General features: G+C 64.9%; 13 protein-coding genes. 11 read left to right on the top strand and 2 right to left on the bottom strand.

Annotation, left to right across the window (positions count from 1 at the left end):
* Positions 1-16: 16 nt before the first annotated feature.
* The 4 genes from L0976_RS16750 to L0976_RS16735 all read left to right on the top strand — a co-directional run bounded on the left by L0976_RS16750 (position 17) and on the right by L0976_RS16735 (position 11,638).
* A complete protein-coding gene (locus L0976_RS16750) occupies positions 17-8,353 on the top strand; it encodes a GH36-type glycosyl hydrolase domain-containing protein (protein WP_234188398.1) in 8,337 nt (2,778 codons plus the stop codon).
* A gap of 135 nt (positions 8,354-8,488) precedes the next feature.
* Positions 8,489-9,073: a pyridoxamine 5'-phosphate oxidase family protein gene (locus tag L0976_RS16745; RefSeq protein ID WP_370643697.1), complete on the top strand. Its 585-nt coding sequence runs from the start codon at positions 8,489-8,491 to the stop codon at positions 9,071-9,073.
* A gap of 209 nt (positions 9,074-9,282) precedes the next feature.
* Entirely contained in the window at positions 9,283-11,112 is a 1,830-nt protein-coding gene (locus L0976_RS16740; RefSeq protein ID WP_234188452.1) for an ABC transporter ATP-binding protein/permease, read from the top strand.
* A 154-nt stretch (positions 11,113-11,266) separates the two neighbouring features.
* Positions 11,267-11,638: a hypothetical protein gene (locus tag L0976_RS16735; protein ID WP_234188397.1), complete on the top strand. Its 372-nt coding sequence runs from the start codon at positions 11,267-11,269 to the stop codon at positions 11,636-11,638.
* Positions 11,639-11,698: 60 nt separating this feature from the next.
* Here L0976_RS16735 and L0976_RS16730 read toward each other — a convergent pair whose 3' ends face one another.
* Together L0976_RS16730 and L0976_RS16725 are read right to left on the bottom strand one after the other, a co-directional pair.
* On the bottom strand, positions 11,699-12,658 hold the full coding sequence (locus tag L0976_RS16730; protein ID WP_234188396.1) for a sugar phosphate isomerase/epimerase: 960 nt from the start codon (positions 12,656-12,658) through the stop codon (positions 11,699-11,701).
* Positions 12,655-13,683, bottom strand: coding sequence for a Gfo/Idh/MocA family oxidoreductase (locus tag L0976_RS16725; RefSeq protein ID WP_234188395.1), 1,029 nt, complete (start codon positions 13,681-13,683; stop codon positions 12,655-12,657). Before L0976_RS16725 ends, L0976_RS16730 begins: the two co-directional genes overlap by 4 nt.
* A gap of 335 nt (positions 13,684-14,018) precedes the next feature.
* Here L0976_RS16725 and L0976_RS16720 point away from each other — a divergent pair, with 335 nt between their 5' ends.
* The 7 genes from L0976_RS16720 (at position 14,019) to L0976_RS16690 (ending at position 21,788) form a co-directional block, all read left to right on the top strand.
* Complete coding sequence (locus L0976_RS16720; RefSeq protein WP_255696014.1) at positions 14,019-15,044, top strand: LacI family DNA-binding transcriptional regulator; 1,026 nt, start codon at positions 14,019-14,021, stop codon at positions 15,042-15,044.
* Between the two features lie 496 nt (positions 15,045-15,540).
* A complete protein-coding gene (locus L0976_RS16715; RefSeq protein WP_203316469.1) occupies positions 15,541-16,569 on the top strand; it encodes a sugar ABC transporter substrate-binding protein in 1,029 nt (342 codons plus the stop codon).
* Positions 16,570-16,666: 97 nt separating this feature from the next.
* Complete coding sequence (locus tag L0976_RS16710; protein WP_234188393.1) at positions 16,667-17,623, top strand: ABC transporter permease; 957 nt, start codon at positions 16,667-16,669, stop codon at positions 17,621-17,623.
* A 17-nt stretch (positions 17,624-17,640) separates the two neighbouring features.
* Complete coding sequence (locus tag L0976_RS16705) at positions 17,641-18,414, top strand: ATP-binding cassette domain-containing protein (protein WP_234188392.1); 774 nt, start codon at positions 17,641-17,643, stop codon at positions 18,412-18,414.
* Entirely contained in the window at positions 18,414-19,388 is a 975-nt protein-coding gene (locus L0976_RS16700) for an ABC transporter permease (protein WP_234188391.1), read from the top strand. The genes L0976_RS16705 and L0976_RS16700 overlap by 1 nt, the downstream gene beginning before the upstream one ends.
* 262 nt (positions 19,389-19,650) lie before the next feature.
* Positions 19,651-20,760, top strand: coding sequence for a phytanoyl-CoA dioxygenase family protein (locus L0976_RS16695; protein ID WP_234188390.1), 1,110 nt, complete (start codon positions 19,651-19,653; stop codon positions 20,758-20,760).
* An 83-nt stretch (positions 20,761-20,843) separates the two neighbouring features.
* Positions 20,844-21,788: a sugar ABC transporter substrate-binding protein gene (locus L0976_RS16690; protein WP_234188389.1), complete on the top strand. Its 945-nt coding sequence runs from the start codon at positions 20,844-20,846 to the stop codon at positions 21,786-21,788.
* The last annotated feature ends 2 nt before the right edge of the window (positions 21,789-21,790 follow it).

Below are 21,790 nucleotides of genomic sequence, written 5' to 3'. Positions count from 1 at the left end.
CGCTCTGGCCCAACCGGTGACGCGGCGGCCGCCATCCGTCCAATCCCTGCACAAGCGCCTGAAGAGCAACGCGGCCGTGCTGCTCGCCGCCTATCGCGCCAGCGCCCTGGAGGTGGAAAACGAGCGCGGCGTCGTGCCGGCGGCGGAATGGCTGCTCGACAACTATCATCTGGTCGAAGAGCAGATCCGCGAGATTCACGACGATCTGCCGCCCAACTACTACAGGCAATTGCCCAAGCTCGCCGAAGGCCCTTTCGCGGGATATCCACGCGTGTTCGGTATCGCATGGGCCTTCGTCGCGCACACCGACAGCCACTTCGATCCCGAAACGCTCGTTCGCTTCATCGCCGCCTATCAAAAGGTCCAGCCCCTGACGATCGGGGAATTGTGGGCGGTGGCGATCACCTTGCGCATCGTGCTCGTCGAGAACCTGCGCCGGCTTGCCGACCAGATCACCGCCGGGCGCCGCATGCGTGCGGAGGCGGATGCGCTGGCCGACCGCCTGCTGGCGGCCGACACCCGCGATGGCGCGCTTCAGAAGGTCTCCGCCGAGCCCCTGCCGGACCTCTTCGCGGCCCAGCTCGCCAAGCGACTGCGCGACCAGGACCCGAGCACGACGCCGGCTCATGGCTGGCTGGAGGCGCGGCTGGCAAGGCAGGAGAGTTCGGTCGAGGCCGTGGTGCGGCACGCCCAGCAGCGCCAGGGCGCCTCCAACGTCACCATCAGGAACATCATCACCAGCATGCGGCTGATCAGCGATGTCGACTGGTCGGATCTTTTCGAGGAGGTCAGCCTCGTCGATGCCCGCCTGTCGACCGACGGCAGCTTCGCCCTTATGGATTTCGCCACGCGCAATCTCTATCGCAGCGCCATCGAAGACCTCGCCCGGGGCTCGGCGCTCTCGGAACTCGACATCGCCGGGGAAGCGGTGAAGGCGGCGCGGACCGCACCGGTCGCGGGGGATACCGCCTCGCAAGCCCAACGCATCGGCGATACGGGCTACCACCTGATCGCGGAAGGGCGGCCGGCCTTCGAGCGCACGGTCGGGTTCCGCCCGCCCCGGCGCCGGATGGCCGGGCGGCTGGCGGCGCGCACGGGCATCGTCGGCTATGTCGGGGCGATCGGCCTCGTGACGGCGATGCTTCTGGCGCTCGCGCTATGGCTGCTGTCCATCGCCGGCCTCTCCGCGCCCGGCATGGTCGCCTTCGCCATCCTGGCGCTCCTGCCGGCGAGCGATATCGCGACGGCCCTCGTCAACCGCTTCGTGAGCTGGAGCCATGGCGCGACCGGGTTGCCGGGGCTGGAGCTTGCGCAGGGCGTCCCGCCCTCGTCTCGCACGCTCGTCGTCGTGCCGACCCTCTTGAGCAACCGTGCCGACCTGCTGGAGCAGATCGAGCGGCTGGAGGTTCATCATCTCTCGGGCGCGGGCGGCGACCTGAGCTTCGCCTTGCTGACCGACGGAAGGGATGCGCCGCAGGAGACCGTGGAGGGCGATGACGCGCTTCTTGCGCTCGCCGTCGAGGCGATGGCCGACCTCAACCGCCGGCACGGCCCGGGTCCGGCCGGCGACCGCTTCCTGCTGCTGCACCGCAAGCGCCGGTTCAATGCCGGCGAGAATGTCTGGATGGGCTGGGAGCGCAAGCGCGGCAAGCTGCACGAGCTCAACCGCCTGCTGCGCGGCGCCACAGACACCAGCTTCATGGCGGTCGCGGGAAAGCCGCCCGTGGTGCCGCCGGACGTGCGCTATGTCATCACCCTTGATGCCGATACGAAACTGCCGCGCGACACGGTCCTGCGGCTGATCGGCAAGATGGCGCATCCTCTCAACCGGCCGCGTTTCGACGCCGGAAAGCAGCGGGTGGTCGATGGCTATGCGATCATCCAGCCACGCGTCACCCCCTCGCTTCCGATCGGCCGCGAAGGCTCGCTCTACCAGCGGGTCTTTTCCGCGCCCGGCGGCATGGATCCCTATGCGGCGGCCGTCTCCGACGTCTATCAGGACCTGTTCGGCGAAGGTTCCTATACCGGCAAGGGCATCTATGACGTCGATGCCTTCGAGGCGGCGCTTGCCGGGCGCATTCCGGAAAACACCCTTCTCAGCCACGATCTCTTCGAGGGCACGTTCGCGCGGGCGGGGCTAGCCTCCGACGTCGAGGTGGTCGACGATTTCCCGGCGCGCTACGACGTCGCCGCACGGCGCCAGCACCGATGGACCCGCGGCGACTGGCAGTTGCTGCCCTGGATCTTCGGGCGGCGGGCGCTTCCCGCCCTCGGCCGCTGGAAGATGCTGGACAACCTGCGCCGCGCCCTGATCGCGCCGTCGACCTTCGCGGCCCTTGCGGCCTGCTGCGCGATGCCGCTGCAGGCGGGCGTGACGGGAGCGCTGCTGATCGCTTCCTCGATCGTCCTTCCCGCATTCCTGCCGGTCGCCTTCGCCATCCTGCCGCGCCGCAGCGGCCTGCAACTGAGCAGCCATGCCATCAGGCTTGCCGGCGATATGAAGCTCGCCGCGATGCAGGCCGGGCTCGGCCTGGCATTTCTGCCCGATCAGGCGTGGCGCAATTGCGATGCGGTGCTCAGAACCGCCGGCCGGCTGATGGTGACGCGCAGGAAGCTGCTGGAATGGACGACCGCCGCGACATCCGGAAACCGGACGCGGCTGACGCTTGCCGGCTTCTATCGCGACATGGCGGGCGGCACGGTTGCCGCGCTGGCCGTTCTGGCCGCCGCCGTCGCGTTCTCGCCGGCGTCCTGGCCCCTGGCGCTGCTGCTCGCGCTCGTCTGGTTGGCCGCGCCCGCCATCGCGCTGTGGGTCAGCCGATCGCCGACGGCACGGCCGGGCCGGGCGCTTTCGAATGCCGATGCGGCAGAACTCCGGCTGGTGGCGCGGCGTACATGGCGGTTCTTCGAAACCTTCGTCACCCCGCTGGAAAATATGCTGCCGCCGGATAATTTCCAGGAAACCCCGCTGCCCGCCATCGCCCACCGGACTTCGCCGACCAATATCGGCCTTTACCTTCTTTCGACGGTCGCGGCGCGCGACTTCGGCTGGGTGGGAACGCTTGAAGCGCTCGAACGGCTGGAAGCATGCTTTTCGACGCTCAAGAGGCTGGATCGTTTCAACGGGCATTTCTTCAACTGGTACGATACGCGCGATCTCAGAACCCTCGCTCCCCCCTATGTCTCCTCCGTCGACAGCGGCAATCTCGCCGGCCACCTGATCGCGCTGGCGAATGCCTGCGAGGAGTGGGCCGAAGTGCCGCCGGCGGAAGACGGCCAGGGTTTCGCCGATACGCTGGCGCTCGCCCGCATGGCCCTTGCCGACATGCCCGGCAATTCCGGCGCCGGCCTGACAGCCCTCCTCGAAGAGGTTGAGACCCTCGCGGGCGGCCCGCAATCCGTCGAGGCCGCAACACCCGCATTGACGCGGCTTCTGGACAAGGCGCTGAAGCTGGCTGAGCAGGCGGGGCCCGCCGATGGAGGCACGGCCGCCGGCCTTGCGTTCTGGCTGGGTGCGCTCGGGCGATCCGTCACGCAGGCCGCGCGCGACCGGCAGGCGTTCCGTAACGATGCCGCTTCCCTGAAAAACCGGCTCCGGGCGCTTGCGGACACAGCCCGCACCATGGCGCTCGACATGGATTTCGCCTTCCTGTTCGATCCCGACAGGAAGCTCCTGTCCATCGGCTATTCGCTCGCCGACAACGGGCTCGATTCGAACTGCTACGATCTTCTCGCTTCGGAAGCCCGCCTCGCCAGTTTCTTCGCCATCGCCAAGGGCGATATCGGCACGCGGCACTGGTTCCGCCTCGGCCGGGCGGCCACGCCGCTCGGCAGCGGCTCGGCGCTGATCTCCTGGTCGGGCTCGATGTTCGAGTATCTCATGCCGTCGCTGGTGATGCGCGCGCCGGCGGGAAGCCTGCTCGACGACACGAACCGGCAGATCGTGGCGCGGCAGGAGGCCTACGGGCGGTCGCGGCATGTGCCCTGGGGCATATCGGAATCCGCCTTCAACGCGCGCGACATGGAGTTCACCTATCAGTATTCCAATTTCGGCGTGCCGGGGCTCGGCCTCAAGCGCGGGCTTTCCGGCAACATGGTGGTCGCGCCCTATGCCACGGGGCTTGCCGCCATGGTCGATCCCCATGCCGCGCTCGACAACTACCGGCATCTCGAAACCCTCGGCGCGCTCGGCGTTCACGGCTTCTACGAGGCGCTGGACTTCACCCGCGCCCGCCTGCCCGAGGGTGCCCGCGTCGAGATCATCCGCAGCTACATGGCCCACCACCAGGGCATGACCATCGTCGCCATCGCCGTCCTCCTGCAGGACGGGCGCATGCGGGCGCGGTTCCATCGCGAGCCGATGATCATGGCCAGCGAACTCCTGCTGTCGGAGCGCATGCCGCGCGATGTGGCGATCGCCCGCCCGCGCGCCGAGGAGGTCAAGGCATCCGCCGGCATTTCGCTCAACCCGGCGCCATCGGTTCGCCGGCTGTCGCTGCCCGTTGCCGGCGCGCCGGTCACGCATCTCCTGTCCAACGGGCGCTACGCGGTGATGCTGACGGGTTCGGGCGGCGGATACAGCCGCTGGCGCGACATCGCCGTGACGCGCTGGCGCGAGGACGCGACCCGCGACGATTGCGGCGCCTTCATCTTCCTCCGGGACATGCAGACCGGCACGGTCTTCTCTCCCGCCCTCCCGGCGGCGGGTGACAAGGCCGATGCCTCGGTGGTCTTCGGCGAGGACCATGCGCAATATATCCGCCATGACGAGACGCTGACGACGGAAATGGACGTCATCGTCTCCGGCGAGGACGACGGCGAGGTGCGCCGCATCTGCTTCACCAACAGCGGGCGGCGCGCGCGAGAGATCGAGCTGACCTCCTATGCCGAACTGGTGCTCGCCACCCCGGCGACCGACAATGCGCATCCCGCCTTCGCCAAGATGTTCGTCGAGACCGAGCATCTGGCCGAGTACGGCGCGCTCATCGCCACGCGGCGGCGGCGGACGCCCTCGGAGAGGGAGATCTGGGCCGCGCACTTCGCCGTGGTCGAGGGCGATGCGATTGCCGATCCGCAATACGAATCCGATCGGGCCCGCTTCCTCGGGCGTGGCCGCTCCATCGCCACCGCCATCGCCATCCATGGCGGGCAGGCCCTTTCCAATACGGCGGGAACCGTGCTCGACCCGATCTTCGCATTGCGCCGCAGCGTGCGGGTTCCTCCCGGCAAGGTGGCGCGCGTCGCCTTCTGGACGGTGGTCGCAGGGTCGCGGGAAGAACTGCTCGAACGCATCGACAAGCATCACGACAGGAGTGCCTTCGAGCGGGCGAAGACGCTCGCCTGGACCCAGGCGCAGGTGCAGCTCCATCATCTCGACATGGATCTGGAGGAGGCGGCGGACTTCCAGCGTCTGGCCGCGCCCATCCTCTATGCCGACGCGCGCTTCCGCCCGGCCTCGGACGCCATTCTTGCCGGTGCCGGCCCGCAGTCCGGCCTCTGGCCCTACGGCATTTCCGGCGACCTGCCGATCGTGCTCCTGCGCATCGACGACGTCGAGGACCTTCCCCAGTTGCGCCAGATGCTGCGCGCGCATGAATATTGGCGCATCAAGCGGCTCGCCGTCGATCTGGTGATCGTCAACGAGCGTGCCGCCTCCTATGTGCAGGATCTGCAGAACGCCGTCGAAGCCGCCGTGCGCTCCAGCCAGTCCCGCCCGCGCTTCGGCGACATGCCGGCGCAGGGCGCGGTGCATGTGCTGCGCGCCGATTTCCTGAACCAGGAGACGAAAAACCTCCTGAACGCCACCGCGCGCGTCGTGCTGCCGGCCCACCGCGGCCTCATCGCCGAACAGCTCGACCGCCTATCCGTCGGTGCCGGCCATTCGGCTCTTCCGCTGCCGCAGAGACCTTTGGCAAGGCCGTCCGCCGAGATGGTCGCGCGGCCGGACGATCTTGAATTCTTCAACGGCCTCGGCGGCTTCGGCAAGGACGGCACGGAATACGTGACCGTGCTGGAAAACGGGGCGACCACTCCCATGCCCTGGATCAACGTCATCGCCAATCCCGCCTTCGGTTTTCAGGTGTCGAGTGACGGCAGCGCCTATAGCTGGTCCGAGAACAGCCGCGAGAACCAGATCACGCAATGGTCCAACGACCCGGTCGGCGACCCGTCCGGCGAGGCGCTTTACATCCGCGACGAGGAGACGCTCGACCTCTGGAGCCCGACGGCCCAGCCGATCCGGGACGAGGGACGTTATGTGGCGCGTCATGGCTTCGGCTACAGCCGCTTCGGCCACCTTGCGCATGGGATAGAAAGCGAGCTGCTCTCCTATGTGCCGCTCGCCGATCCGGTCCGCATTTCGCGGCTGACGCTGACCAACCATACGTCGCGCCCGCGCCGGCTGTCGGTCACGAGCTATGCCGAGTGGGTGCTCGGCACCTTGCGGGGTGCAAGTGCGCCGTTCATCGCCACGTCCCTCGACGCCGCGACGGGGGCGATCTTCGCCCGCAATCGATGGGGCATGGACTTTCCGGGCCGCGTCGCCTTTGCCGATCTCGGCGGCCGGCAGACCGCATGGACCGCCGACCGCGTGGAATTCCTCGGACGCAACGGCAGTTCCGCAAGGCCCGCGGCGCTTGCGAGGAAACTGCCGCTCGGCGCAAAGGTCGGCGCGGGGCTTGATCCGTGTGCTGCGCTGCAATGCGTAATCGAGCTGGAGCCTGGTGAAAGCATCGAGATCGTCTCCTTCCTCGGCGAGGCCGCTTCGGCCGAGGAGGCCGGCGCACTGATCGCCCGCTACCGCGCCGCCGATCTCGATGCGGTTCTCGCCGATGTAACCGTACATTGGCAGACGCTCCTGCAGACCGTGCAGGTCAGGACGCCGGACCGGGCGATGGACATCATGCTGAACGGCTGGCTGCTCTACCAGACGCTCGCCTGCCGCATCTGGGCGCGCTCGGCCTTCTACCAGGCAAGCGGCGCCTATGGGTTCCGCGACCAGTTGCAGGACGGCATGGCACTGGCCTTCGCCCGGCCGGAGGAAGCGCGGGCGCATATCCTTCGCGCCGCCGGGCGGCAGTTTGCCGAAGGCGACATGCAGCATTGGTGGCTGCCCCATTCGGGCGCGGGCGTGCGCACGCGGATTTCCGACGACCGTGTCTGGCTCGCCTTCGCCGCCGCGACCTATGTCGGCACCGCCGGCGACGCGGCGGTCCTCGACGCGGTCGTCCCGTTCCTGGATGGGCCGGTCCTTGGCGATGGGGAACACGATGCGTTCTTCCAGCCGGTGCCTTCCGGCGAAACCGCCTCTCTCTTCGAGCATTGCGCCCGCGGCCTCGACCAGGCCGTCGCGCTCACCGGCAGGCACGGCTTGCCGCTGATGGGCACGGGTGACTGGAACGACGGCATGAACCGGGTGGGCGAAGGAGGCGGGGGCGAAAGCGTCTGGCTCGGCTGGCTGCTGATCCGCACGATCGACCTGTTCGCGCCGCTCGCCGAAGGCCGCGACCCCGAACGCGCCGCGCGCTGGAAGGCGCATGCCGCAAGGCTCAAGGCCTCCATTGAGCATGATGCCTGGGATGGGGCCTGGTACCGGCGCGCCACGTTCGATGACGGCTCGTGGCTGGGATCGAAGGACAATGACGAATGCCGGATCGACAGCATCGCCCAGTCCTGGGCGGTTCTGTCAGGTGCTGCCGATCCCGCCCGCGCCGCCGCCGCCATGGCATCGCTGGAGAGCCATCTGATCCGCAAGGAGGATGGGCTTGCCCTTCTCTTCACGCCGCCTTTCGACGCAACCCTGCGCGATCCGGGTTACATCAAGGGCTATCCGCCGGGCCTGCGCGAGAACGGTGGCCAGTATAGCCATGCCGCCATGTGGGCGATCCTCGCTTTCGCCCGGATGGGGGAGAGCGACAAGGCGCGCGATCTCTTCGCGCTCCTCAACCCGATCAACCATGCGGGCACGCCGGAGGCGGCGCTGCGCTACAAGGTGGAACCCTATGTGGTAGCCGCCGACGTCTATTCGGTCGCGCCCCATGTCGGGCGCGGCGGCTGGACATGGTATACGGGCTCGGCCGCCTGGATGTACCGCGCCGGCATCGAGGGCATCCTTGGCCTGCGCCGGGAAGGCGGGGTGCTTGTGATGGACCCTTGCCTGCCGCAATCATGGCCGCAGGTCGAGGTGACGATCAGAATGGGTGATACTCGCTACGCCATCCATCTCGGACGGGCTCTGGATCGGCCAGACGGCCTGCCCTCCGCGATGTTGGACGGTTCGTCATTGCCCTACGCCGGCGGCCCGATACGCTTGCCGGTGGATGGGCGCGGTCATGTTCTCGTGGTTACAGAATGAGCACCGCGCTCTGAAGTCGCGCCAGCCTGGACCTTGTCAGGCTCCAAGCGGCGAGGGTGGTGTCCGCTCCATCCTCGTCACGCTTGCCGCCGGCCGGGCAGGGGAAGGCGCGGCTCGATACCAGTGCCCGTGGTCATGAAAGCCGCCGCCATATGCCTGTCGCGTTGCCCTCGTTTGCCACCGCGAGGGAAAAGGCGCAGAATCGATTGCAGGAGCGAGTATCGTTGCCTTTTCCAAGGCAGCCATGCCGGGAGGTCGAAAATGATTTTGCGGGATATGACAAGGGCGGAATGCGAGGCCGCGCTATCGGCAAACTGCATCGGCCATTTGGGATGTATCTCCGGCAACCGGCCCTATGTCGTGCCGATCCGTTACGTCTACCAGAAACGCGTTTTCTACAGCTTTTCGTTGCCCGGAAGGAAGATCGACAGTCTTCGCTTCAATCCACGCGTCTGTGTGCAGGTCGAGCAACTGGCAAACCCGGAGGAATGGAAGAGCGTCCTTCTGGAGGGCCTCTATCGCGAATTGCCTGACGATGAAAAGGACCATGGCGAACATATGCGCGCCTGGCAGCTTCTGCAGGAGCTGGGCAACTGGTGGGAGCCGGGCGCCTACAAGCCTGAAGGGGCTGCGCATCCGGATCCGGATGCGCCAGCGCGGCCCGTCTTCTATCGCGTGGAGATCGACACATTGTCGGGGCGGCAGGCTGCGATGGCCTGAATTCAGCCACGGCTTTCATTTCAAGCTGCTTCAGGGGGGCGGCGCGCGCCTTGGCGCCTCGATTTGACAACCGTTGTGCCTGCCCCAAATCGTGCCTGCATGGGTGGAGAGATATGGCCGCAATGCGCAGTGATGCCCGGCGAACAGGCGGGTTGATCGAACGGGTGCTCGGCCGCCAGGCGCGCGGACACGCAGGCCCGGTTTCCTCGATGCGCAGCTTCTGGGGCCTGATGAGCGCCTATTGGCTTTCCGAAAGCTGGCGCGAGGCCTGGGGACTGACATTCGTCATCCTGGTGCTGACGGCATTGTCGGCCCAGGCCAGCGTCTGGTTCGCTGTCACCTCGGGCGAGCTGATCAACCGGATCGCCTACTTCCACCATCCGACCACACCCACCACGCCCAGGGCTCTCCTCACCACCGCGGCAACGCTTGCCGCGATCGCGATGATGAGGGACGTGTGTTTCACGGCGGTCCGCCATTTCTTTTCGACCACGCTCCACCGCAAGTGGCGCGCGTGGCTCGACCAGCGCTTCAACGAAGCCCTGCTCGATACCAACCATACACATTTCCATCTCCAGCAATTCGGATCCGACGCGGCGGGATCCGCCATGCCCGCGCCTGACAATGTCGATCAGCGCGTCCAGGAATCGATCAAGGGCATGACCGGGGGCGCAATCGGGCTTGCGATGGGCATCGCAGGCGTGGTGCTGTCCCTTGGTTTCGTCGGCAGCAAGCTCATCGAGATGTCGAGCGAGGTCAGAGGGCTCGATTTCCTGGGCAGCTATGGCAGCGCGTGCCTGGCTTTCGCGGCGGTCGCGATCTACGTGTCGCTCAACACCATCGTTGCCGCGAAGCTCGGCGGGGTCCTCCAGCGCCTGTCGGTGCGCATGCAATCGGCCGAGGGCAGCTACCGCGCCGAATTGAACACCCTCCTGCATCGCAGTTTCCATGTCGCCGTGCTCCATGGCGAAAAGGCCCAGAAAGTCGTCGATGCGCGCCGGTATCTCGACATTGACAGAACCTGGGCCAGCCTGAACCGGGTGACCGCCGGCTATATGGGGTTCGAGCTGGTCCATAATTTCATCGGCTCGCGGATTGTCGCTTATGCGCCGGGCCTGCTCCCCTACATGGACAACAAGGTCAGCCTGCAGCACTATGTTACGGGTGCCGAATTGGCGACCGCGCTCATCAACGAGTGCTCGTGGTTCATCCACGTCATGCCCGATATTGCAACGCTGAGGGCGAACGCTCGCCGCATCACCGATCTTGCGGAGGCGATCGAAACCGTCCAGCGGCCCGAGGCGTTTTATTCGCAAACCGGCCTCTACGAATTCCAGTATACCAAGCAGGATCCCGCGCTTGGCCTTACTCTCCGGCGGATCGAGCTTCTGCATGCGGGAACCGATCTTCCGTTTCTGGCGGCCGCCGACTTACAGTTCCTGCCGGGCGAGTGGACCCTGGTCGTTGGCGAGTCGGGAAGCGGCAAGACCTCGCTTCTCAAGGCGATCAACGGCCTGTGGGCGCATGGTCGCGGCACGATCGCAATGCCAAGGCATGTCAGAAGCCTCTATGCTGCCCAGGACGTCAAGCTTCAGGCGGTATCCTTGAAAGACCTCGTTTGTCTCCCGGACTCGGCCGACGACTACCCGGATACGCGCGTGGCGGTGGTGTTGCACGAGGCGGGACTCGGCGAATTCGTCGACGAGCTCCTGGAGGATGGCCGCGACGGCCAAAGCTGGGATCTGCTTCTGTCGGGAGGCCAGAAGCAGAAGCTTGTCCTCGCCAGGATCCTTCTGCTCCGGCCGGGCCTGCTGTTTCTCGACGAGGCGACGAGCGCACTCGATAGCCAGGCAGCGCACGCGTTCCATCAGGCGATCAGGGACAATTGCCCGCAGACGACGGTCATCGCCGTCATGCATGATGTTTCGCCCATACGATCCGCGAGCGGTGCCGGTTTCTTCGACAGCGTGCTCGCCATCGAGAACGGCGTGGCGAAGAAAATGCCCATAGCGGCGTGGCGTCAGACGGCTGCGAAGTGACGGTTCCCGGGCCGGTTGCCCCCTCGCCATCCGGTGCCTCTTCGGCCGCTCCGATCGGGCGAGACCAGCGGAACCTCTTCCATATCCGGGCGTTTATCCTCGTTGGATCGGGCACTACTGGCATTCCGCCGGCACTCCCGAGTGGGAGAATGTCATGAAAACGATGTTGATTGCGATCGGCCTGGTATCCGCCCTGGGCGGGTCGGCTTTCGCGGCCGAGCCGGCCAAGATGGTCGACACCAAGATGGGCAAGGCCCTGGCCGACGAAAAGGGGATGGTCCTCTATACCTTCGACAAGGATGCGAAAGGCAAGTCCAACTGCGATGCGGGCTGCCTGAAGAAGTGGCCGGCCTTCCACGCCGCCGCAGGCGCCAAGGCGGAAGGAGAATGGTCTCTGGTCAAGGCGGCGGACGGCAAGGAGATGTGGGCCTATGAAGGCAAGCCGCTCTACACCTATGCCGGGGACAAGAAGGCCGGTGATACCAGCGGCGATGGCGTTGGAGGCGTCTGGCACCTGGCCAAGTAACGAAATACGCGATCCTTTGAGCGGGCGTTCTTCGGATCGCCCGCTGTCCCGGCATGGCCGTCAAATCGCCTGCAGTTTGAAATCGCTTGCCGCGACCGGCATCACTGCCTTGAGGAGGGCGACCGACTTCTCCAGTCCCTCGAGGCTGTTGAGCAGCACGTCCTCATGCTCGATCGAGAGCCAGCCGTCATAGCCGGCCATCTTCAAACGATAGCAGAACTGCCGCCACCAGGCTTCGCCGTGGCCGAAACCGAGCGTGACATAGGACCAGCTTCGAGCCGGAATGTCCACCAGACCGCCGTTTTCCAGCAGCGACGTCGTCGCCTGGACCGGTTCGTTCAGCATCGTATCCTTTGCGTGAACATGGAATACGGCGTCACCGAGCGCCTCGGCGGCGACCAACGGATCCGCCCCCATCCAGAAGAGGTGCGAGGGATCGAGGTTCGCGCCGATGACAGGGCCGACGGCAGACCGCAGCTTCAGGAGCGAGGGGACGTTGTAGACGCACTGATTGCCGTGAAGCTCCAGCGCGATGCGCTCCACGCCGCATTCCTTCGCAAGGGCGGCGGTTTGCGTCCAGAACGGCAGGAGCTTTTCCTCCCACTGGTAGCGCAGGATTTCCCGGGTTTCCGGCGGCCAGGACGAGACGATCCAGTTCGGCATGAGGTCGCCCGCGCTTCCGGCAGGCAGGCCGGACATGGTGCAGACGGTCTTGATGCCCATGTCTCCGGCGAGGCGGATCGTATCCTTCAGGCACTCGGCCTGTTCCGACTGGGTCGGATGCAGCGGATTGCCGTTGGCGTTGAGGGCGATGATCTCGATACTGCGGACCTCGAAGGCCTTGGCGAAGTTCCGGCGCGCATCGGCGCTGGCCTTCATCGCCTGGAGGTCGAAATGTGGTGCCGTGGACCAGCCGCCCGTATTCACCTCGACGCCCGAGACGCCGAGCCGCGCGGCGTTGTCGAGGAGGGCGTCGAAAGACAGGCCGGCGAGGCTATCGGAGACGAAACCGAGTTTCATTGCAGCGTTTCCTGTCGTGCGGTGTAGAGCGGGGGCCTGTCCATCTTGGCGAGGCTGATGCGCATGCCTGTCCGCAATGCCGCAACGCCCGCTTCGGCGACGAGCGTCGCGCAGTAGCCGTCCCAACTATCGGCGGCGATGGCGGGGAACATGCCGGTGCGCACGAAGCCCAGGAAGGCCTTGTTCTGCAGGCGATAGGCTTCCGCAAAGCGCGGGCGCCAATCGGCCGGATAATGCTCGAACGCCATGAGGTGGCCGTTGCGCCGCGTATGGATCGGTGCCGTGAGCTGGATAGACCCCTTTTCGCCGACGAGCTCGCCGCGCACGTCATAGCCGTAGGCCGCGTTGTTGTTGACCTCGACATTGACGATCTGGCCCCGGTCGGTTTCCAGGACCATGAAGACCGGGGCTCCGGTTTTCGACGTATCGACGCCGGCGGGCTGGAACACGGATATGGCGGTATAGTCGGCGTCGAGCATGAAGCGGGCGGCGTCGAATTCGTGCGGAGCCGAGTTGGTGATCGCCATCTGGCCGGTGAAGTTCGCCGGCGCTTCGACGTTCCGGTGCGTGTTGTGCATCATGATCGCCCGGCCGATCGCGCCTTCCGCGAGCGCGGCCTTCATTTCGCGGTAGGACGGGTCGAAGCGGCGCATGAAGCCGAGCTGAACGAACCGGCGGTCGCGCGCGACCTCCGCATCGATGATCGCACGGCATTCGCCTGCATTCTGCGACAGGGGCTTTTCGCAAAGCACAGGCTTTCCCGCTTCGATTGCGGCAAGCGACAGGGGGGCATGGGTTTCGTCCGGGCTGGCGATGATCACCGCGTCGATGTCGGCGCGTCGGATCGTCCGGAGCGGGTCGGTGGAGATGTCGGCCGCGCCGCAGGCTTGCGCTATCGCGCGGGCGCGCGCCTCAGATGCGTCGCAGACGACCTGCAGCGTCGCGCCGGGCAAATCCTCGCAGACGATCCGGGCATGGTCGGCGCCCATGATACCTGCGCCGATGATGGCTATTCTGACGGACATTCAAGCTTCCCTGCTTCAAAGGCTGCACCGCGGAGGCATTGTTTCGATGCTCCGCATTGGGATGGGATTTGGACTGCGGGCACCTTCCGGCGCCCGCCCTGGAGCGCCGTCTTGTCGAGTTGCCGGCATCGGCCACCCGTGATCCGCGTTGGCCAGCAGCGTGATTATCCGGATTGCAATGCCATCATTCAACGATTGCGTTGCATGATTTGTGATGTCTTTTGCATCAGCCGTTTCGGTATTGCAGCGCTCATGGCAAGATCGCTGATGGCTTCATGTTGAGCCCGTTTCCGTTCACTCCTATGATTTGAATCGCATCAGCGCGCGAGGGGAAAATGGCCAGACCCGCGAAGTCCGGAACATGGAAGGGGCCTTCGGTCCTGGAGATAGCCAAGATCGCGAGCGTCGGCTCCGCAACCGTCGATCGCGTGCTCAACAACCGCAGCGGCGTGCGGGAGAAGACCCGCGCCCGGGTTCTCGCGGCACTCGAAAAACTTCGCCATGAGAACGCCGACAGCGATGTCCCGGTCCTCATCCGCCTGTTCTGTGAATCGGGCGAGACCTTCAATGCGTCGATGGCGGCGGCCGTATCGGAAGTGAACCGCACGCTGGCCGGCATCGACATGAAGGGCGTCTATGTGACGACGAGCGATGCCGAGCCGCTCGCCTTCGCGCGGCGGGTCGAGCAGGAGGGTGGCGAGGCTGACGGTGTCGTCGTCATTGCCCGCGAGCATCCGGCGACCAACCGGGCCATCCGAAAACTTCGCACGATCGGCCGCCCGGTGGTGTGCCTTACGACGGACCTGCCGAGTTCGCGGCGAAGCACCTATGTGGGGAACGACCAGTATGCCGCCGGGAGCGTCGCGGCGCTGCTGATCGGCAATGCCCTGCCGCGGGAAAGCAGCAGCATCCTGATCGTCATGAGCGTGCCGTTTCGCTGCCAGCAGGAGCGCGAGATGGGTTTCCGGCGCGTCCTGCGCTCCGATTTCCCTTACCTCAAGATCGAAGAGCGCATGATCTCGGACGAGAGGCCCGAGAGCACATGCGAGCAACTGACGCGATATTTCGAGGTGAACGGGCATCCCGCCGCGATCTACAACGTCGCGGGCGCCAATCGGGGCATTGCGAAGGCGCTGGAGAATACGGGCAAGGCGGGTGAAACGGTGTTCGTGGGGCACGAATTGTCGATCCATTCCCGCGCGCTGCTGGAGGCCGGTGTGATGGACTACGTCATATCGCATGATTTCACAGCCGAGCTCACAGCGGCAGCGCGATGGATAAAGAGCAATCTGAATGGCGTGACCAGCGAGCCGGGCTATTCGCAGGTTCTTGTTCACACGCGATACAATTGCGGTCTTTAGGGTCTCCACAAGCGTCGGTGTCGGCCACGTTGCCGCTGATCGAAGAGGGAAACGTCCTGCATCGACATTGCCGCGGAATGGATTGTGGTGCCGAACGGGGCGTTATCATGATGTAATATCCATCATGATGTTTTATTTTTTCAATTAAAAATAAGGAATTCAGCGGGCTGGCTCACTCTGCCGCGTCAGGGCTATTTGATTGAGTTGAAATCAAAAATCGGCCCATGAAAGCCTTGTGAACCGCCGTCCCCATCAATGAGAATATCTCCCGGCACGGTCTTCAAAGGGCGGCGAGAAGGGACCGCAAACGCCGAGGAGCGTGCCGATCTCACCCTCAATTTGGAATAAACGTTGACAAATTGTAATGGATGCAATTAATTTTGCATCGAGGAGTTCGACAGGCGGCATGGAGGTTGCCTGTGATGCGGTCCGAAAACGACTGGGCAATCCGCTCGCATCAGCAACTCCATCAGTCCGGTCAAGGAGGAGGAACCTTATGAAAATCGGAAAGAGCATCCTGTACTCTGCGCTTCTGGCGTCTGCCGCGTTGGGTATTGCCCACGCCCAGGACGGCGAAAAGCAGTATCGCTTCGTCATGGTCTCCCATATCGGCTCCAACGATCCGAACATGAACTGGCTGACGACGTCCCTGAAGGAGTTCGAGGCGAAATATCCGGACGTGAAGACCGAATACATTTCCACGAACAACTATTCCGTCCAGGAACACGTCCGCCTGCTCGAGCAGGCGATCGCGACCCGGCCGGATGGCATTGCCGTGCCGATCGTCAGCTCCGACGCCTTTGAAGGCCCGCTGCGCAAGGCCATCGAAGCCGGCATCCCGGTCGTCGCCTTCAACATCCCGGACGGCCGGCCGGACGGCGAGCGAATTCCCTATCTCACCTATGTCGGCGGCGACGAGTTCCTGACGGGCAAGAAACTCGGCGAATATGCGCTTACAAAGGTGGAGGCCGGCGAAATCCCGAAGCCGACGCATGTGGTCTGCGCAAGCCATGACTCGGCGCACCAGGGCCTCAAGGCGCGTTGCGCCGGTATGAAAGAGGTGATGGAGAAGGCGGGCGCCAAGTTCGACGAACTCTTCATCGGCGCGGAGCCGGCAACGGCGCGCAACACGCTGCAGTCGTTCCTGCAGGCCAATCCGGACACCAACTACATCTTCACGGTGGCCGGCTGGTCGTCGCCCTGGGCCTGGGGCGTGGCGAACGACATGAAGCTCGATCCCGATGTCGATGACAAGGGCGTCACGGTTCTCACCGTCGACGAGGGTCCGGTGTCGATCGAAGGCGTGCGTGCGGGACATATCCTTGCAACGAACAGCCAGGGTTTCTGGCTCCAGGGCTACGCGCCGATGGAGTGGCTCTACTGGTACAAGAAGTTCGGATACGCACCCCAGCAAAGCATCCTGACGGGTCCGATCGTGATCAACAAGGATAATGCGGACCAGTGGGCGACGCAGGTCCGCGGCGTGTTCGGCGACAAGGCCTACGACGAACAGAACACCTGGTAACCGCTACCCTCCCGGGCGAGGGCGGCCGGCCTTTGACAGGCTGGCTGCCCTCCTTTGCGCATCCTGCGGCGCATATCAACGAGCGAGACCGAGAACCATGAAGTACCTTGTCCGCAGCCAGGGCTTCGGCGCGACCGTCGGCGTCATCGCCATGCTGGCCGTTTTCACAGTGATCGATTTCTCCGGCTGGTGGACGGTGCAGACGCTGTCCAACGTCACGCAGTTCACGGCCATTCTGGCTCTGGTCGCACTGGGGCAGGCGCTCGTGATCATGACGAAGGAGATCGATCTGTCCGTCGGGTCGATCTACGGGCTGACCGGCGTGGCATTCATCACGCTGGAGCCGTCTCTCGGCGTGCCCGGTTCCCTGCTCGTGGCTCTGCTGATCGCCGCCGCCGCCGGGCTCATTCAGGGGGCTGCCGTCGTCAAGGGCCAGCTTCCTTCGATGATCGTCACGCTTGGCGGCCTTTTTTCGGCGCGGGGCGTCATCTATGTCTGGACGGGTGGATCCGTCCATAATTTTTCTGCCGATGCCCGCGCCCACGCCCTCACCCGCTTGCTGGGCGGAGAGCTCTTCGGAATATCCGCGGCCATCTACTGGGTCGGCATCGTCTCCGTTCTGCTGGCGGTGATGCTCTGGGGCACCCGCTTCGGGAACCGGTTGCTGGCGACCGGAGGCAGCCGGGAAAGTGCGGAATCACGCGGCGTTCGCACCGACCGGGTCAAGATGGCGACCTTTGTCCTCTGCTCCCTGCTTGCCGGCTTTGCCGGCATCCTGACGCTGTGCAACCAGCCGCAGACCCATGTGACGCTCGGCGAGAACATGGAACTGGAAGCCATTTCGGCGGCCGTGATCGGCGGTTGCCTGCTGACCGGCGGGCGCGGGTCGATCCTCGGTGTCATCCTCGGTGCCCTGATCGTCGTCAGCTTCCGCTACGAGTTGATCGCACTTGGCGCACCGTCATCCTGGTACATCACGTTCGTCGGGGCCGTTCTCATCATGGCGGTCATTTTCAATCAGAAGCTTGCCCGCTTTCTCGGGCACAGCGTTTGACGCGGAAGGACGCTCAAATGACCCAACACCCTCTGATCCAGGTCAATAATCTCGACCTCTATTTCGGTGCCTTCCACGCCCTGAAAAACGTCTCCGTCGACTTCAACGCCGGCGAACTGATCGGCCTTGTCGGCGACAACGGCGCCGGCAAGACCACGCTGATCCGCGTTCTGTGCGGTATTCACGCCCCGACGAGAGGCGAGGTGTTCTTCGACGGCAGGAAGGTCGAAAAATTCCACCCGAAGCTCGCGATCGACCAGGGTATCGAGACCATTCAGCAGTCCGTCGGTCTGTGCGACAATCTTTCGATCGCGCGCAACTTCTATCTCGGCCGGGAACCGGTCAAGCGGATCCTCGGGATACCGTTCCTCGACTTTGCCAAGATGCGCGAGAAGTCGAGCCGCGTCATCCGGCAGTTCGGCCTTCGCGAGAACGTCTCGGCCGATGACGAGGTGGAGCGGCTGTCGGGCGGCGAACGCCAGTCGGTCAAGATCGGCCGGGCCGTCGAGTTCAAGAACCGCGTCGTCATCATGGACGAGCCGACGAACCACCTGTCGGTGCGCGAGCGCGAGCATGTCAACGAACTGGCGGTGCAACTCAAGGAACAGGGCCTGCTCGTCATCTACATCACGCACGACATCTTCCAGGTGCACAAGCTCGCCGACCGCATCGTCATCATGGAAAACGGCGAGAAAGTCGCCGACGCGTCCACCGACAGCATGTCGGCAGAGGCGCTCGAAGACGTCATCCGCCAGGGCGGGCGCGTCGTCGAGAAGCAGGAGGCGGTGTGATGGCGCTCTCCGCAGCAAAACCTCTCATTCGCCGCCATGCGGAAATCGGCATCTTCCTGATCGGCGCCGTCCTGATCGTCATCTTCGCTTCGACTTCGGACGGGCGATGGGCCAATCTCTATAACATCGGCACGATCATGCAGGTCACCGCGACGCTCGGGCTGATGAGCCTGGGTGTCGCGATCGTCATCGGCACGGGTGAAATCGATATTTCGGTGGGCTCGACCTTCGGCATGGGTGCGCTCGCCTATCTCTGGCTCGCCGCCCGCCTCGATCCCGCGCTCGCCGCCGTGGCTGCCATCGCCGTCGGCGCGGCCATCGGATATGTGAACGGTTGGCTCGTCACAAGGACCAGGACCCCGTCGCTGATCATCACGCTCGGCACATTGATGATCTTCCGCGGCATCGCCATCGCCCTGACCGACGGCTTCTCCTTCTCCATCCCCTACGCGTCGCGCAACGGCTGGAGCTACTTCCTGTTCGGCGGCGGCGATTTCCTCGGCTTCAACACGGCCCTCTTCTGGCTGATCGGTGCCTTCGCCATTCTCATCACGGTCCTGAAGGCAATGCCGTTCGGCAACCGCCTGCTGGCCGTCGGCGGGTCAGCCGAAAGTGCGCATTCCAGAGGGGTTCGGGTCGAGCGCATCAAACTCTCCGCGTTCATCATCTGCGGCATGCTGGCTGCCTTTGCCGGCGCGCTCGAGGCCGGGAAGCTCGGCTTTGCGGATGGTTCCATGGGGCGGCTGATGGAGCTGCAGGCCATCGCTTCCTGCGTCCTGGGCGGCTGCCTGCTCGCCGGCGGACGGATTTCGTTGATCGGTGCCTTGATGGGCGCGTTCGTCCTCTCCTCCATCCAGTCCTATCTGGTCGTCACGGGCGTGCAACCGCAATGGTTCATCCTGATCCTCGGCCTCATCGTGGTCGGCGCGGCCTATGGCGACAAGTCGCTGCGCCAATGGGCCATCAAGAAATAACGAGCCTCCCAGATCCATGCCTGCCCATCTCGGCGGCGTTCAGCGGCGCCGATTTTTGTCCGAGGCGCAGGTCCTCTGCTGCATTTCGCGTGACGGTCGATGTCCTGTTGACATTCCGTGATCTGCAATTATTTTTGCTCGATAACGGTATACGCAATTTTTGATCTTGGCGGTGGCTCGCGATGCGCTGAAGGGGCGCCTCGCGGGAACGTCGGCTGCTGCCATCTGAAAAAGCAGGTCATGTATCGGGTAGGAGGACTTCATGAACGATATTGCAACGGCCATCGACCTTGCGCAATTCCGGCGCCAGGTGGAGACCGAAACGACGAAGGCGATGTGCCCGACGGCGATCGCCATCGAGAAGAACATTCCCATCTACGACGGGGCGGCCGTCGATGACGGCATAGGCCCGGAATGGGCATCGGTCATCGGCGAGGGGCCGGGTGTCTTCGTGGTCAAGCGCGCCTTCGCCGATCCCGGCGCCATCGACGCGGCGAGCGAGGTCTTCCGCGCAATCATCGCCGACGAGCGCGCGGCCGGCACCGCCGCGGGCGACCACTTCGCCAAGGCCGGCGCCAACGACCGCATCTGGAACAGCCTGCAGAAGCTCTGCCTGCGCGCGCCCGACGTCTACTCCCGCTACATGGCAAACCCGGTGATCGACATCGCCTGCCGCGCCTGGCTCGGCCCGGGCTACCAGATCGCCACCCAGGTCAACCAGGTGCGCCCCGGCGGCAAGGCGCAGGCGCCGCACCGCGACTACCATCTCGGCTTCATGAAGCCCGAGCAGATGGCGGAATACCCGACGCACATCCACGCGACCGGCCCGACGCTGATCCTGCAGGGCGGTGTGGCGCATTGCGACATGCCCGTGGAAAGCGGCACGACAAAGCTCCTGCCGCATTCGCAGCGCTACCTGCCGGGCTACGTCGCCGCCACGCGGCCGGAGTTCCGCGACTATTTCGAGGAGCGCCATGTCCAGCTTCCGCTGGAAAAGGGCGATGCCATCTTCTTCAGCCCGGCGCTCTTCCATGCCGCCGGGGAAAACCGCACGAGCGACGTCGTGCGCATGGTCAACCTCATCCAGACGGCCTCCGCTTTTGCGCGCCATATGGAAAGCCTTGACCGCACGGCGATGGCGCGCGCAGTCTATCCCTATCTTGCGGCCCTTTCACCGGCCGGGCGGCGGGCGGTGATCGCGGCGACGGCGGACGGCTATCCGTTCCCGACCAACCTCGACACGGACCCGCCGCTCGGCGGGCTTGCGCCGGAAAGCCAGCAGGACCTGCTTGCCCGCGCCGTCGCGGAGGGCTGGGACCAGGCGCGGCTCGATGCCGCTCTCGATGCACAGGGCGCCAAGCGCGCGGCCTGAGCGGACTTCACAAGAAACAGAGGGTTACCCGCAACGGCTTCGGGCGGGGAGCGAACAGGAAGCCAACTTCGGGAGGAAGACACATGAAGAAAATCCTGCAATCCCTGGCGCTCGGCGCGCTTCTGGCGACGACCGCGCTTGCCGGCGCGGCCCATGCGGACGGCGAGAAGTTCGTATGGATCAGCCACGGCCCGGACAGCGACAGCTGGTTCAACGTCATCAAGAACGCCATCAAGGTCACGAACGAGCAGATGCATGTCGAGACCGAATACCGCAACCCGCCGACGGGCGACCTTGCGGACATGGCGCGCATCGTCCAGCAGAGCTCGGCGGCCGGCGTCGACGGCATCATCGTCACCATCGCCGACTACAACGTGCTCGAGGGTCCGATCAAGGACGCCGTCGCCAAGGGCATCCCGGTGGTCACGGTCAATTCGGGCACGGTCGAGGAGAGCCAGAAGCTCGGTGCGCTGCTGCATGTCGGCCAGCCGGAATACGAGGCGGGCCTCGGTGCCGGCAAGCGCGCCAAGGAGGCCGGCGTCAAGAGCTTCGTATGCGTCAACCACTACATCACCAACCCGGCCTCGGTGGAGCGTTGCCGCGGCTTTGCCGAGGGCATCGGCGTGGAACTCGGCAACCAGATGATCGATTCCGGCATCGACCCGTCCGAGGTGCAGAACAAGGTGAAGGCCTATCTGACGGCCAACAAGGACACCGGCGCGATCCTGACGCTCGGCCCGAACTCGGCCGAACCCTCGATCCGTGCCGTCAAGGATATGGGCCTCGACGGCGACATCTACTTCGGTACCTTCGACCTGTCGGCCGAGATTTCCGCGGCCATCAAGGACGGCACGATCAACTTCGCCATCGACCAGCAGCCGTTCCTCCAGGGCTCGATCCCGATCCAGGTGCTGACGAACTACGTGCGCTACGGCGTCGCCCCGGCCAACTCGATCTTCACCGGCCCCGGCTTCGTGACCAAGGACAACATCGCGCTCGTCGAGTCGCTGGCGGGCCAGTTCCGCTGACC

The organism is Shinella sp. NM-101 (assembly GCF_021401195.1).
Lineage (GTDB): Bacteria > Pseudomonadota > Alphaproteobacteria > Rhizobiales > Rhizobiaceae > Shinella.
Note: the sequence above shows the minus strand (reverse complement) of the source record. Positions and strands in the feature narration are given on the sequence as shown.